Annotated in this window: 13 protein-coding genes; 4 read left to right on the top strand and 9 right to left on the bottom strand. The window is 42.4% G+C overall.

Going from position 1 to position 14,805, the window contains the following annotated elements; genetic code table 11:
- Nucleotides 1-127 precede the first annotated feature (127 nt).
- The 5 genes from BLQ87_RS28595 to BLQ87_RS28575 form a co-directional block, all read right to left on the bottom strand.
- Nucleotides 128-1,585 carry an aminoacyl-histidine dipeptidase gene (locus BLQ87_RS28595; RefSeq protein WP_074612317.1) on the bottom strand — a complete coding sequence of 486 codons (1,458 nt, stop codon included), beginning with the start codon at nt 1,583-1,585 and terminating at the stop codon, nt 128-130.
- A 143-nt stretch (nt 1,586-1,728) separates the two neighbouring features.
- Nucleotides 1,729-3,612 (bottom strand): RagB/SusD family nutrient uptake outer membrane protein, encoded by a 1,884-nt coding sequence (locus BLQ87_RS28590; protein WP_074612316.1) that lies wholly within the window; start codon nt 3,610-3,612, stop codon nt 1,729-1,731.
- A gap of 36 nt (nt 3,613-3,648) precedes the next feature.
- Entirely contained in the window at nt 3,649-7,095 is a 3,447-nt protein-coding gene (locus BLQ87_RS28585; protein ID WP_083362114.1) for a SusC/RagA family TonB-linked outer membrane protein, read from the bottom strand.
- Nucleotides 7,096-7,269: 174 nt separating this feature from the next.
- A complete protein-coding gene (locus tag BLQ87_RS28580; protein WP_083362099.1) occupies nt 7,270-8,343 on the bottom strand; it encodes a FecR family protein in 1,074 nt (357 codons plus the stop codon).
- 96 nt (nt 8,344-8,439) lie between these two features.
- Nucleotides 8,440-9,006, bottom strand: a complete 567-nt coding sequence (locus BLQ87_RS28575; RefSeq protein ID WP_083362098.1) for an RNA polymerase sigma factor — start codon at nt 9,004-9,006, stop codon at nt 8,440-8,442.
- A 151-nt stretch (nt 9,007-9,157) separates the two neighbouring features.
- On the opposite strand from BLQ87_RS28575, the gene BLQ87_RS28570 reads away from it, so the two are divergent.
- A complete protein-coding gene (locus tag BLQ87_RS28570; protein ID WP_074612314.1) occupies nt 9,158-9,793 on the top strand; it encodes a hypothetical protein in 636 nt (211 codons plus the stop codon).
- 7 nt (nt 9,794-9,800) lie between these two features.
- Here BLQ87_RS28570 and BLQ87_RS28565 read toward each other — a convergent pair whose 3' ends face one another.
- Entirely contained in the window at nt 9,801-10,094 is a 294-nt protein-coding gene (locus BLQ87_RS28565; protein WP_074612313.1) for a type II toxin-antitoxin system RelE/ParE family toxin, read from the bottom strand.
- The gene (locus tag BLQ87_RS28560; protein WP_074612312.1) at nt 10,094-10,333 is read right to left on the bottom strand and encodes a hypothetical protein; all 240 of its coding nucleotides are present in this window, start codon (nt 10,331-10,333) and stop codon (nt 10,094-10,096) included. The genes BLQ87_RS28565 and BLQ87_RS28560 overlap by 1 nt, the downstream gene beginning before the upstream one ends.
- A 127-nt stretch (nt 10,334-10,460) precedes the next feature.
- Between BLQ87_RS28560 and BLQ87_RS28555 the strand changes: the two genes are divergently transcribed.
- From BLQ87_RS28555 to BLQ87_RS28545, 3 genes are all read left to right on the top strand, one after another.
- Entirely contained in the window at nt 10,461-11,096 is a 636-nt protein-coding gene (locus BLQ87_RS28555; RefSeq protein ID WP_074612311.1) for an ABC transporter ATP-binding protein, read from the top strand.
- Nucleotides 11,096-12,208 carry a hypothetical protein gene (locus tag BLQ87_RS28550; RefSeq protein WP_074612310.1) on the top strand — a complete coding sequence of 371 codons (1,113 nt, stop codon included), beginning with the start codon at nt 11,096-11,098 and terminating at the stop codon, nt 12,206-12,208. The genes BLQ87_RS28555 and BLQ87_RS28550 overlap by 1 nt, the downstream gene beginning before the upstream one ends.
- 164 nt (nt 12,209-12,372) lie before the next feature.
- On the top strand, nt 12,373-12,993 hold the full coding sequence (locus tag BLQ87_RS28545) for a hypothetical protein (RefSeq protein ID WP_074612309.1): 621 nt from the start codon (nt 12,373-12,375) through the stop codon (nt 12,991-12,993).
- Here BLQ87_RS28545 and BLQ87_RS28540 read toward each other — a convergent pair.
- Together BLQ87_RS28540 and BLQ87_RS28535 are read right to left on the bottom strand one after the other, a co-directional pair.
- The gene (locus BLQ87_RS28540) at nt 12,941-13,414 is read right to left on the bottom strand and encodes a hypothetical protein (protein ID WP_074612404.1); all 474 of its coding nucleotides are present in this window, start codon (nt 13,412-13,414) and stop codon (nt 12,941-12,943) included. The two genes, BLQ87_RS28545 and BLQ87_RS28540, sit on opposite strands and share 53 nt — an antisense overlap.
- A 76-nt stretch (nt 13,415-13,490) precedes the next feature.
- Nucleotides 13,491-14,804, bottom strand: a complete 1,314-nt coding sequence (locus BLQ87_RS28535) for a gluconate:H+ symporter (RefSeq protein WP_074612308.1) — start codon at nt 14,802-14,804, stop codon at nt 13,491-13,493.
- Nucleotide 14,805: the final 1 nt, after the last annotated feature.

The following is a 14,805-nucleotide window of genomic DNA, read 5'->3' as shown; positions in this document are numbered from 1 at the left end:
GCATTGTAAAATTCAGGTTAAGCGTATATGATTTATGAGGTTCAGAAAAAATAGTTTTCTGCGGGTTTATAAAAGAACAAATCAGGTATATCGCTATGCTATATACCTGATTCATTAAGCCTGCCGGCTATTTCTTAACAGGGATTTCCTGTAAAACTTTCAATAAATAGCTCCAATATTTCTGTACCGAAGAGATTTTCACGCATTCATCAGGGGAATGTGCCCCATGAATCGTAGGACCAAAAGAGATCATGTCCATTCCCGGAAGGTGAGCACCTAAAATACCACACTCTAAACCGGCATGACAAGCATTTACATTTGGTTCTGAATGGAAGGTTGTTTTATACAACGCGGTCATCAATCTTAAGATATCAGAATCTGCATTTGGTTTCCAGCCCGGATAATCTCCGCTTCGGGAAACATCACAGCCCATATTTGCCAATGCTGCACCTACTGCATTAGCCACATCGTCTTTTGTGCTTTCCACACTGCTTCGTTGCAGGGATTGCGTTACAAACTCACCACCTTTGATGATCACCCTTGCCAGGTTTGAAGAAGCTTCAACCAGGTCAGCAATATCAGGGCTCATTCTAAATACACCATTAGGGATTGCATAAATTGCATTCACAATTTTTTGGAAATCAGCTTTATCCATTCCATGTTCAGGAAGGGTAGTTTCTTCAGCACTGATGCTTAACCCGGCTTCGATGCTTTGGTATTCTTCTTTTAGAATCGCCGAAAAATCAGCTATAAAAGCAAGAAAGGTATCTTTTTGATTTGCCGGAACGTTAACTACGGCTTTAGATTCACGTGGAATTGCATTTCTTAAACTTCCACCATCTACGGTACTCAATTGTAAGTCTACTGCTTTAAGACCCGCATAAAACAAGCGGTTCATCAGCTTATTGGCATTTGCTCTTCCTTTGTGGATGTCCATTCCGGAATGTCCGCCAACAAGCCCTTTGATTGTAATCTGATACGCCTGGTGATCTTTAGCTGCTGGTATTTGTTTATAGTGATAAATGCTGTTCGTATCTATCCCACCGGCACAGCCAATGGTCAGTTCATCATCTTCTTCCGTATCCAGGTTTAACAGAATAGTTCCCGATAGATTAGCCGGATCAAGTTCTTTAGCACCCGTCATTCCGGTTTCCTCATCGATGGTAAATAAAGCTTCAATGGCAGGATGAGCAATAGTAGAAGAAGCAAGGATGGCCATAATGGTTGCGACCCCGATTCCGTTATCCGCTCCCAGCGTAGTTCCCTTTGCACGTACCCAGTCGCCATCTACAAACATTTCAATTCCTTGTGTTGCAAAGTCGAAATTGCTGTCGCCATTTTTCTGATGAACCATATCCAGGTGTGATTGCATGATCACTGCCTGTCTGTTTTCCATACCGGCAGTTGCTGCTTTCCTGATCACGACATTGCCTGTTTTATCCTGAATGGTTTCCAGACCAAGGCTGTTACCATAGTTAACCATAAACTCAATCACCTTTTCTTCTTTTTTTGAAGCTCTCGGCACTGCGTTCAGGTTTGCAAAATTATTCCAAAGTTCCTGAGGTTCTAAATTTTTGACTTCCATTACTATCTCTTTGTTGTTTCAAACAAAGCTAGAAAAACCAGTAAGATATTCTTTACTCAAAGGAGATAATATCCATAAAAAAGACCGTACCAGTGTGTGAGCTGGTACGGTCGATAGATATTAAAAAAGCGGGGGGATTGATATTAATATCCTGGGTTTTGTTTCAATTCTTTATTTTTATTGATCTCATCACGACTAAAAGGCCTGAAATAGATCTTGTCATCCCAGGAACGGTCTTCCTGAGCGGTCTCTGTGGTAGGTGTATACGTATAATCGTAAATAGAAGGATCATATTTGTACTTCCCTGACAGGGTCTTTCCAGGCTTAAACTTACCTGTTACCTTGATATAAGTCGTTTTTCGGCCAAGTGTTTCTTTGGCGATCATCCATCGGCGGGCATCATGATAACGCTGTTCCTCGTACACCATTTCTATGCGGCGTTCATGTCGGTAGATCTCTCTGAGTTCATTTTGTCCGGTCTCTGTTATCGCCGGCATTCCTGAACGGAAGCGAATCCGGTTTAACCAAAGCAGGGCCTCATTTACCTGACCAACCTCAATGCTCGCTTCGATATAGTTCATCACTGCTTCTGTATACCTGAAGAATGGCCAGGGCACAAACTGAGGCATAGAAGCATCTACAATACCCGGATCCGGATCAATAAACTTATGGGTATAATAACCTGTCCAGCTTCCATTCCAGCTTTCAATAGGTCCCGAACGGGTATCTAAACCTTTGGCAGTGATCAGTTTTCCTTCTACCATCAGGTCATATTCACCGGTTTGAATCTGGCTTACCGGATCTACATCTCCAGACACCTTGTCTCTTGGTTTCCATCCCGCGCCATCATAAAGTACAGTGGCATAAAACCGTGGATCTCTATTTTGGTAAGGCGCTGCTTTTTTTACAGGGTCAGACCAGCTGAACTTTGTTCCGTCTGCCATTTCATAATCGTCAACCAATAAACCTACAGGCGTATTACCTGCCCAGTTCCGGTATCCGTTAGGACCATTTGCACGTCCATAACGCATGTCACTACGGTCGATAAAATACCTGGCCAGGATTAATTCAGCACCTGCGGCTCCATCAATTCCTGGTGCTTTACTTCCGCCACCCATTGCAAGACTTTTATAATTATTACGTCCTTCCTCCGGAGAAACCTTATCGGAAAGCGTTAGTTTATATCCGGTTCCTGCATCCATTACCACTTTAGCGGCAAGCTGTGCAGCTGCCCAACGTTGCTGCTGATCGCCATCCGTGTAGACCAATGGTGCGAGTGCTTCTGCATTTAAACCTGCAAGCAAAGTAGATTTCGCCTTGGCTTTAGTCTGGTCATGTAAATCGCTGGCAGCGTATAGTAAAACCCTGGATTTTAAAGCCAGTGCAGCCAATGCCGGAGCCCTTCCTTTTCCGATACTTTTACCCGTTAGCAATCTGTTTGCGTCTTCGCAATCTTTGAGGATAAAGTCGACACATTCTTTATAAGTTCCACGTTTTGCATTGTAATCATCATTCAAAACGTAAACTTTGGTAATCAGCGGAACACCGCCATAGTACCTTAACAGCTGATGGTAAAAATAGGCACGAAGGAAATGAGCTTCTCCAAGGAGCCTGTCTTTCAAGGCCTGATCCGTAAGGCCATTCTCTGTTCCTGATAACTTCTCTATCGTGATGTTACAGCTCCGGATGCGGTTATACATTTTCGCATAACCCCAGGTATCATCCACCCAGCCCAATGTAGAAGGGTTAATCGTACTGGAATTCACCAGATCTATTCCCCTGTTTGGATGGGTAAAAAGTGATTCATCCGATACTGACGACAACATCTGTTCTGAGAAACCGCCTACACTCAGGCCGTTGTAAATCTCCAGTACAAAAGCATCAGCTAAGCCCCCATCCTGCCAGATCAGCTCTGTAGGAATAGTGGTTGGTGGTTTTTCAGAAAGAAAGTCTTTTTTGCAACTCGCCGCCAGCAAAGCCATCACAGCAATTGCCCATATATATGTATTCTTGATTGTTAATTTCATCTCTATATTTTTTAGTTTCAGTGGTCCTGGTTTGACTTAAAAAGTAGCTTTGATTCCGGTATTGATCACCCGGGCCTGCGGATAATACTGCGCACTGGAATTGGTAGATTCCGGATCCCAGATTTTGATCTTATCCAGTGTAAACAGATTCAGTCCGCTTACATAAACCCTCAAAGCAGTCAGTCCCATCTTTTTACTCAAAGTACCTGATAAAGAATAACCCAATTCCACGTTCTTTAATCTGATATAGTTGTTGCTGCGCATCCAGTAGGTATTTCTGGCTGCATTATTCAAATCGGTATAATACGTTTTCCCGCGGTTAGAGAGGCGTGGATTTTCGGAGCTTGGATTTTCTATCGTCCATCGGTTTTTATAAGACCACTCCAGGAAATTCCCGATATCGCCGGATTCTGTTAAGCCGATAATCTGTACCCCACCAGTAGCGCCCTGAATCAAAACAGACAGGTCGAAGTTTTTATACTGAAGGTTCAGGTTTAGTCCGCCGGTGAAGGTTGGCGTGCTTGTTTTATCCAACCTGATCTGGTCGTCAGCATTGATTTTTCCATCTCCGTTCGTGTCCTGAAATTTCATATCTCCAGGCAATAACTTCGGCGTAATCGCGCTGTAATTAATCTTATTGGCATCAATTTCCGCCCGATCTTTGAATACTCCTGCAAACTGATATGCCAATTCCGTTTTGGTAGGCATGCCTGTAGAACGTTGCCATTCCGGTGCACCCGGAGTTTCATCCCAGAAAACAATCTTATTTTTCGCATAGCCTCCGTTTACGCTGATGCCATAGCCAAACTCGCCGGCCCGGTCATTATAGCTCAGCTTAAATTCGTATCCACTGTTGTTCACTTTCCCCAGGTTTACCGGAGGCAGCTTATCTATAATCCCTGAACTTTCAGGAATGGAATTTCCTCTTCCGATCAGGATTTTTGTTCTTTTATTATAGAAATAGTCGAACTCCAGGGTTAGCCTGTTGTCCAGGAAGGAAGCATCTAAACCAATATTGGTATTGTTCGCTACTTCCCAGCTGAAGTCCGGATTGGGAACACGGTTTTCAGACAAAGTCTGGCTCAGCTGATCATTCACAACATAATTTCCAAAACCTGCGGTGCTCAGGTATTGATATTCAGCCAATGCATCTCCAAAATAGGCCTCTGCTCCCATCTGTCCCCAGGATCCTCTTAATTTCAGGTTGTTTACAAATTTCACGTTGTCTTTAAAGAAAGGCTCTTCAGACAAGCGCCAGCCCAGCGATACGCCCGGGAAGAAGCCATAACGTTTATCCTCCGGGAAGATGTAAGAACCATCTACCCTCCAAAGAAATTCGGCAAGATATTTTTCTTTATAGTTGTACCCCACTCTTCCGAAATAGCTCAGACGTGCACGGTTAAACAAGTTATTTGGCCCATCAGCAGGATTGCCTACCGTTTGCTCCTTATCACTTCCTGCCACCAGCTCCTGTAAAGCGGTAGAAAGGAAATAGCGGCGTGAAGCATTGAAGCCATCATTATTTACCTTTTCACTCGTCATACCAGCCATCAGGCTAAAAGCATGTTCTCCGATTTTCTTATCATAGTTAGCCATTGTCATCAGGTTGATCGCCAACTGATCTCCGGCAGTTTCCGACAGACTTGCATCTTTACGTTCAGAGCTCACCGCTCCAACCAGTTTGGGTGTTACCCCATCTGCTTCGAAAGTCTGTTTATCCCAGCTGTACAAAGTCCATGGTGTTTGCCATCTTTTTTGTCGGCCTGCAAACTTATCGATGGAAGCTGTACCGGTTAATTTTAGCCCTTCTACACCCGGAATCTTGATTTCTACTTTACCGGTGGTCTGGAAATAGTCTCTTTTATCTTTATTATACCCCGTGAGATCTGTGGTCGTCACATAAGGATTGTAACCGTATTCAATGGCAGGTCCTGGCAAACCATTTGGCCAGACCTCCATTTCGTTAGGTCTTCCACGCATTAGCATCCTAAAGATATCTCCTGCGCCGACGGTAGGAAAATTCCTCAGCTCTTCTCTAGCAGTCACGCCCAGAGTGGTGGTGATGTATTTATTTAGTGTCGCTTCGAGGTTAATCCTCATGTCATATTGCTTATACCCCGTTGCCGACTTTTTGTAATAGCCATCCTGATCGAGGTAGCCCATAGAAATCAGGTATTTGATATTTTCTGCACCTCCGTTGATCTGCAGGTTATGTCTTTGCTGCGGCGACCAGTTTTTAAGGGTGGTCTTGAACCAGTCGGTATTTGGGTATCGGAGTGGATCAGAACCGTTTCTGAATTTCTCCATTTCATCCGGACGGAAAGCAGCAGTAATCGTATTCCCATTATCAGGTCTCTGGTAAGATCCTGTATTTTTAAAGCCTTGCGATGCTGCGCCCCATTGGTTGTCTGGCAGATCTGAGCTAAAGATTTTCAACTCATTCAATATTTCTGCATACTGAACCGAGTTCGACATCTTAGGTGTTCTGGTAGGCTGTTGTAATCCGTAGGCATAATCGTAAGAAAACTGAGGTTTACCCGTTTTACCTTGCTTGGTGGTCACTAAGATTACACCGTTTGCTGCTCTGGATCCGTAAATTGCCGCCGAAGCATCTTTCAGTACAGATACACTTTCTACATCATTCGGGTTCAGACGCTCCAAACCACCCGCCCTGTTAGGCACCCCATCGATCACGATTAAGGCATCACTGTTTCCAAGGGAGTTGACACCACGGATACGGATCGAAGAACCATCATACCCCGGTTCTCCACTCGATTGCATCGCGGTTACCCCCGGCATCCTTCCCGCAAGGGAATTGGATAGGTTTGCTGTGGGAGTTTTGGCCAGATCAGTCCCCTTTACAGAGGTCACTGCTCCGGAAACTACTGCCTTTTTTTGTGTACCATAACCTACAACAACGATCTCCGATAAGTCCTGGCTATTTTCCAGCAATTTCACATTGATGGTGCTCTGGTTGTTTACGTCTATCTCCTGACTCACGAATCCGATATACGAAAACATCAGGACACCATTATCCGGAACCTTGATGCTGTACCTTCCGGTAGCATCAGTTGTAGTCGCGATACTACTGCCTTTCAGCTTAATACTTGCTCCTGGAACAGCGACACCTTTTGCATCGGTAACCGTTCCTTTTACCAATATGTCTGCGACATCTGCATTTTTTGAGCGGATGACCACCAGGTTATCTTCCAGCGACTGGAATTTTAATCCAGTGCCTTTTAAGAAAATAGCCAGTGCATCAGACACCAGAATATCCTTTTCGATGAGGGTAATACTTTTCCCCGCAGGAAGATCTTCCTCGCTGTAAAGCAATCTGAAATTACCCTTTTGTCCGAGGATGGTCAGGGCCTCTTTCAATTTCACTTTTCTGAGGTCCAGATCCACCTTGGTATTTTGTGAATAGGTCGCTGCCGATACCTGTATGCACAGGAGGAACGAAAAAACAAAGCTCCAGTTTAACATTAGTAATATTTTTTTTCGGGAAAACCCGGCACATAGAACTTTATTGCACAGTCCTTTTTTTTTCATAGATTTGTGAATTTCAAAGTTAAAAATCTGATAATGGTAGCTTTAGCTACCCATGAAGGTTTGGAAAAGGGGGAAAATGTTGGCGCATTTACTCCCTTTTTTTTTGGTCTAGTAAATAATTACGTCATCTGCTTTAAGGTTAAAGTGAAAAGGTTTGATTAATTGCATCGCCGTTAAGGCTTCTTTAATGTCTTCATTTTTAAAGATCCCGGTGAAGCGGTAAGATTTAGGTACGTTCCCACCGATCTCGATCTGAACATTAAACCAGCGTTCCAGTTTAGGTTTTAATTCTTCAAATGACTCGTTTTTAAAGACGAGGACATCGTCCTTCCAGGAAGTTTCTTCAATATAATCCTGTCCTGCAATTCGTACCGGAGCTATATTTTCTATTTTTAAGGTCAGATCATCCGAATCCCGAAGCCTGGCTTGTTTGTCTTTTGATGTCTTCCTGTTTTCTGTAAGTGCGAATTTTTCGGAAGGTTTTAAAAGGATTTTTTGCTGAGATCTGTTGTTGACCGACAATTCTATCGATCCACGAAGCAGGGTGGCCTCAGATACCTGATCCAGGTCGTAAGCTTTCACATTGAACGCCGTACCTAAAACCTTTATTGAAATCTTGTTGGTCTGCACGATGAAAGGACGGTTTTTCCGATGGGCCACATCAAAGAAAGCTTCTCCGACAAGGTGTACCAATCGTCTTTCTTTTTCATCGAGGTCACTATCATAAGAGAGTTTGCTGTCTGCATTGAGCCAAACGAGTGTGCCATCCGGAAGGGTGATCTTTTTACGCATTCCTTTGCCACTCACAATCTCTGTGTCGAAGTCTACGGCCTTTTTATTCAGCTGAAATAAAGCGGCAAGACAGATCAGAAACAGGCTGCAGGCGATGGCAAAAACACCAGCGTATTTTTTAAACCAGCCGGCAGGTAGCGCTTCTTCCTGTACATCAGGTTCAAATTCCTCAGAAAATTTCAGTTTATGTTGTTCAAATAGTCGGTTGAGGTGCAGGTTATGCAAAGGTTTTTCTTCTCCGGAATCGCTCCATATTTCTTTCAATACCTCCTCATAATGCAGGGAATCAGGATAGATAGCCATGAGTTCATCCAGCTCTTCCAGCTCAGGCCGTGTCGCTTCATTGGCCATTTTTCGGGCCAATAGTTCTATTATTCTATTGCTATCCATTTGGACGGTTCGTTCTGAAGTTTATATTGGTTGTTTGTATAGGACAATATTTTTCAGGAAACTCCCTAGTCTGACAAGAAAAAAAATGAAAATAAATTACATGAGGTTAAATTCCATCTTCAGAATGGCCGTTAATTTCTTTACGGCGGCAACGAGATGTGCATCTACCGTCTTTACAGAGATATTTAAAATGGCCGCGGCTTCTTTGTAACTCAACCCATCTTCTTTGATCAGCTTGAATACCAATTGGCATTTGCCCGGTAAAGACTGTGTAGCGAGTTCCAGCTTTTTCTTTAGTTCTCCGTTAATCAGCAATTGCTCAGGATTTAAAGCATCTAAGGTCACTTCAACCTCAATGTCATCTATAGAAACCAGTTCTTGTCTGGCGTGTTTATTCAGGACATTCAGGGAAAGGTTTCTGGCAATCACAAAAGCATAAACCCTGACATTTTCCACTTCCAGCAATTTCTGTCTGTTCTTCCAAAGCGTAATCATGACATCACTTGCCACTTCCTCAGATAGCTCCCTCGACTTTAATATGCAATAGCTGAACCTGTACAAAGAAGGGAACAATCCCTTAAAAAGTTGTTCATAGGAACTCTGACTGTCATATAAAGCAATGTGACTGATCAGGCTATTTAAGTCGGGTGAATGCTTGGACATAGGAGGTTTAGGTTAGATTAATTCAAATGTATGAATTTAACAATACCATCCAAATCTTTGTATATTTACTTAAGTTCAGAACTTTCTGAGCTTAAAACTGTTAGTAGTGTTAAGCTATAGTGTTATTTGTACATTAACGGGGTTTGAATCAATGTATAAAAAGGCAATCTCATTTTATAAAACAAGCTGGCCCGGGTTAATATTAGTCGTAATATTTTCCTTTACTTTCATTTTTGGCTTTCTAAAGGCCACATTCCCAGAGGCTTTTTATGAAAAGGCAAGCGGAAAAATTGATACCGCTATTATTGGAATTGGTTATTATCAGAATAACCATACAGTAGAACTGAAACTGGGCACTGGAAACCTGGTGTTACATCAAAACTATCCCCTATGGTGGTATGCGCCACATCCTAAAGCGGCAGATTTGAAATCAGGAAAACAGGTGTCTGTATTAATAAAAAAATCTACAGGTGGCTTTTTTGGAATCAAAGCAGGAGGAAAGGTGATTCAGCCAGCCTGGTTTGACATATTAACGGATTATTTTAATTCCCGTTCGATACTAATGGTCATGATTGCGTGTTTCCTGCTGATCAGCATTTATCATTTTGGAGAGGTGATTAAGAATGTTTATTTATGGATGCCTTATGCGCTGGGCATTCTTGCTTTAACGGTTTTCTGGGGATATCTTAACCTGATCATTTTTGTGATCGTTGCTTTGGTGGTACTGAAGTATATCCTGAAGAAAAGGAAGGCGCAACAACTCAATGAGCAGCCTGTTGTGGAGTAAATAAGGATTATCTGGTAAACGGTCGTCTGCTTGAATGTCGAATCCTTAAGATGCGTATCTCCTTAGGCATTTTTCGATATGATATTCTATACCTATCGACTTCAAATGCATGAAAATCACCGTTATTTTTCTTTTTTAGTCGATCAAGCTGATAAATCTGTGATGTTTTAGGAAGAGATTTAATCTTAGATAAGATTTCCTTCTCTATTTTTTCCGCGTAAGCAAAAAGCTCATTATCCTCAAGATATTGAATGGCATCCAGCAACTGTTTTACAGCTAACTTATTCCATTTAATTTCCATTAAAGAGCTTTTCTCCGTTTTTTAAACAACTCTTCTACGTCACTATGGTTAACATAATTCCCAGCTTCAATTTCTGCATCGGCCTGGTCGATCTCCTTATTGTATTGATCAAGGAAAGCCTTATTAATTTGCTCGGCTTTATCACCCACATCAGATTGGTATTTATAACGCAAGCTGTCCAGAAAAGCCAATAAAACTTTTTCTTCCTGTTCATTCTGTGTGTTTACTAATACGCTCATACTTCAAATTTAAATATTATTTTCTACAAAGATCTCATGGAAGCGTAAATCATTTACTGTAACAAGACTCCGGAATTTCTATCTTAAATTCAATAAATGCTTTACCTCATCAGCAACCAAAGCCTTCATGTTACAATTCCAGCAATTCAAAAAATCATACGCCGGGCACCTTGCTCTTGAAATAGATAAAATGACCATTGACCCCGGAATTTATTGGCTGAAAGGTACAAACGGATCAGGAAAAAGCACGCTGTTAAAAGCCATAGCTGGTCTCCTCTCTTTTGAAGGACAGATCAGCCTCAATCCTGGAATCGACTTGAAAAAGCAAAGTGTGGCTTACCGTAAGGTGGTCAACTTTGCAGAGGCAGAGCCGATCTTCCCTGAATTCCTGACCGGACAGGAAATGATCCGGATGTTTGTAACGGCCAAAGAAGCCAGCCCTGGTCAAGAACAATACTACCTCGAAAGCATGCAGATGCAGCATTATATAGGCCTGCCAATCAGCACCTACTCCAGCGGAATGCTAAAGAAACTATCCCTCCTTCTTGCCTTCATTGGCCAGCCCAAACTGATCTTATTGGATGAGCCCTTAATCACCATTGACAGTGATTCCCTACAGGTCCTTTACTCCTGGATCGTAGAAAAGTATCAAAACGATGGAACAAGTTTCTTACTGGCCTCTCATCAGGCACTGGAGCATAAAATCCTTTCCAAAGCACAGGTGTTTTGGGTAGAAAACCGGACTTTAAAAGCAATCGTCTGATGACCGGCTCTTTAACGCAATTGCTGATAAAAACTTTCTCAAGAGGGTTCTTTCGAGTACATTCGGGAATGCTGCTGTTTTTATTCGCAGCGGTTTTCAGCTATTGTTTCTTTATCCTGACGGCAGGCACGATCACGCCGGACAAAGCACTGGTATTCAATATTATTTTCATGCTCAGTTTTGCAAGTGCCCCGATTATGATGATCCTCGTTTTCATCGTCTGGCTGGTCTATACCGTCAAAAGCTGGCAATATGTAGCTGCACAACTAAAAATGGATCAATACCAGTTCCTCTATTACAGCAGTACGTCACTGAGTAAAACCAAACAGTTTAAAAGCTGGTTTTTCGCTCAGTTATTTATTTCGGTACCACTAATCGTTTATGGATTGTTCAGTGTAATTGCGGGTGCCATTTACGGACATTACCTCATCCCAGTTCTAATCGTCATTTACCTGTTGTTTTTAAATAGCATCAGTGCCTTTCTTTATCTTCAACTGATCAACCGCATCATGCGGAACGAAGAATCAACCACACTAAACAAACTCATAAACAGCTGGAAAAAGCCGTTCTCGATTTTGTTTCTTTATGATATTATTCACCGGAAAAAACTAGCTTTTTTAATCACCAAAATACTTTGCTGGGCAATTCTATCGGGTGTATTTTTGCTTTTTGCTGATTTAAGAAACGACCTCAGAATTGCGGGAATGGCAATATTGGGTGTTGCGGTTGCCCATACATTTCTGATCTATCAGGGCCAACGTTTTGAGCTTCAATATCTGAGTTTTTCCAAAAACTTCCCCTATTCCAGAAACAAACTTTATGTGCAACTCCTGCAGTTATATGTTTTGCTTTTATTACCCGAAGGAATTTGGTTGTTCATTCGTTTTGATGCGGTAACAGCATCGGGTTTATTTCTTCTGATGCTGAGCATTACCCTATTGTTCCGGAGCTTATTGTATTGGCTGGGACTCCATATGAACAGTTACCTGCCCTGGGTATTTGGGCTTTTTATTCTGTTCTTCTGGATCATTATGTTTCAATGGATCTGGTTCCTTATTCCCATAAACCTTATTTTATCCTACCTGTTGTTTTACAAGAACTACTACCGGTAAAATATTGGATTGAAGGATGCGTTCCCTGCCTAAACGATAACGTTCTTTATTGCCATGCCGATACTTCTAACTCATAAAAACCTTGCAACTTATTGATTTGGAAGTGCTTTGCAATTAATGTAATTTTGCGACCTGCTAAAGGGGAAATAAAAAACAACACATACATGAGGAGTAGGAAAGAGAAAATGCCTGTATTTATACAGGCGATGTACGGTACTGTGATCGGTTTAAGCTTTTTCCAACTGGCGCTTAAAACTCCTGCCGAACTGGATATGATTGGTTCCGGTCATATCTTAACCAATTTCCTAACCAGTTCTTCTTTCTTCCGTTTGCTGTTTCTGATATTAACCATCCTCATGGTTGCCCAGGAATGGGTTGCTCAAGAGCAGACAAAAAAAGCGAAGCGGCCGCTTTACTGGCACTATATCCCACAATTTCTTGCCCTGTTCTGTCTCTCCCAGATGTTTGCAGCCCTGGAAACACTTCAGCTTAAATACTGGTATGCCAATGCACTGGGCTATACGCTATGTAATGTGCTCGGCTTTTTCCTCAGCAACAAGGAGGCTCATAAAACAACTAACACCCTTCAATATTTACGATACCTTATTCAGGTATTCCTGCTGGAAATCTTCTTTTTTATTATTCCAGCCGATTTCATCTGGCCCTTCCACCTGATTGCTTTTTTAGTAAGCGCTTATGTACTCGTCTTTATCTGGTGGTTATGCAAGGTCCTTACTTTGTATTTTCAGCTAAAGGATAGCCCTTATCAATCCAATCCGTCTTAACATTTACAGGCAATTCCAATAGCCTGGCATTCTTAAACTTCAGGTCATTGAGCAGCTGGAATGCGGGCCTGATATTCGGACATTTATCCATCGGGCAACAGCCACAATAAACGACCAATGTCGTATTCGCAGGAACTCCTTTTAATACTTGCGCGAATTTCTTCAGATTTTCTTTTTCACCCGCAGCCCCCATATTGACTGCTCCTTTAATGTTTTGCACTACTCCGATATTGTAGATTTTCACTTTCTGACCAGTGCGGATCATTTTAACCAGAGTCTCAGGCTTCATCAGCTGACTGGTTGTCCAGGTGTTTTTCTGTAAAGTAGCTCCGGTAGAAGGAAGCACCTGTGCCCGTGAAAAGGTCAATATGCAGACCATTAACAGGGTCAGGAACATAGTTTGGAAGATCGTATTTTTCATGTTTTTTTTTAAAATAATTCTGTTGAGGAGCAAGTTAAACATAACCCGGAAAACTCCGGAAAGATCAATACATTCTTTACACAATCTGATCTAAGATCAACACTCCTATTAAGCCGATCACCGCTACCAGTGTTTCCATGATAGACCAGGACCGGATCGTGTCTTTAATCCCGAGGTTAAAGTACTCTTTGAACATCCAGAATCCGGGGTCATTGACATGGGAAAACATCAAACTACCTGCTCCTATGGAAAGTACCATCAGCTCTGGATTTACGTTGGAATTGACCATCAGTGGTGCAATAATACCAGCAGCAGTTAAGCCTGCAACAGTTGCAGACCCCAGACAAACGCGGATTACCGCAGCAATCAACCAGCCCAGAAATAAAGGCTCAATAGACAAGCCTGCCAAAACATCCCCGATTTCTTTACTCACTCCACTATCTGAAAGCACCTGTTTTAAAGCACCTGATCCGCCAATAATAAGCAGGATCATGGCAATGTCCTTTACGGCATCTCCATAGATGGACATCACTTCCTTCATGCTCTTTCCCATTTTTATTCCAAGGGTGAACGTGGTCAGACATAAAGTAAGAAACATCACAATCGAAGGCTCTGCCAGGAAACCGGCAAATCCCGTTACAGAAGGATTGTCCTTAAACAGCAATACGCAGATGGTGGTCAGGGCCATGACGATTACCGGCAACAGTGCAGAGATGAAACTATTCCAGGTACCTGGTAATTTTTCCCCGGGTAAATCGTCCGACTGAAAAGTTTTAAGTGGCACGGCAACAATATTCTTTAGCGTTTTTGAATAAACAGGCCCTGCGATAATGATCGCTGGAATAGCAAGCATGATGCCGTAAAACATGGTTAAACCCATATTTGCATGGAACTGTAACACTAAAGCAGCAGGCGAAGGATGTGGCGGCAGGAAACCATGCGTAACCGATAAAGCAGCCAGCATTGGAAGTCCCAGGTATACCGCAGGCAATTTGTATTTGTAGACCACAGAAAAAATAAGCGGTACCATGAGTACAAAACCGACATTATAGAACAAGGGAATCCCAATGATAAAACCAGTGGTCATTAATCCCCATTGAATGTATTTACGCCCAAAGATCTTCATCATTACGGAAGCGATTTTCTGCGCCGCACCGCTGGCAGCAACGAGCTTGCCGAGCATAGCCCCAAATACGATCACAATAATCAAAGAGCCCAGGATGTCCCCTACTCCTTTTTGCACAGATTTAGTAATGCCTGTTAAAGGAACACCCAATAATAAACCTGCAAGGATAGACACAAAAAGAAAAGCAATAAAGGCATTGATCTTGCCCCAGGTGGTGAGCAAAACAAGCAACAGGATGCAACCGACAACGATAAGTACAGTCATG

Origin of the sequence: Pedobacter steynii, from assembly GCF_900103665.1 — a bacterium.
In the GTDB taxonomy this organism is placed as follows: Bacteria; Bacteroidota; Bacteroidia; order Sphingobacteriales; family Sphingobacteriaceae; genus Pedobacter; species Pedobacter steynii.
Note: the sequence above shows the minus strand (reverse complement) of the source record. Positions and strands in the feature narration are given on the sequence as shown.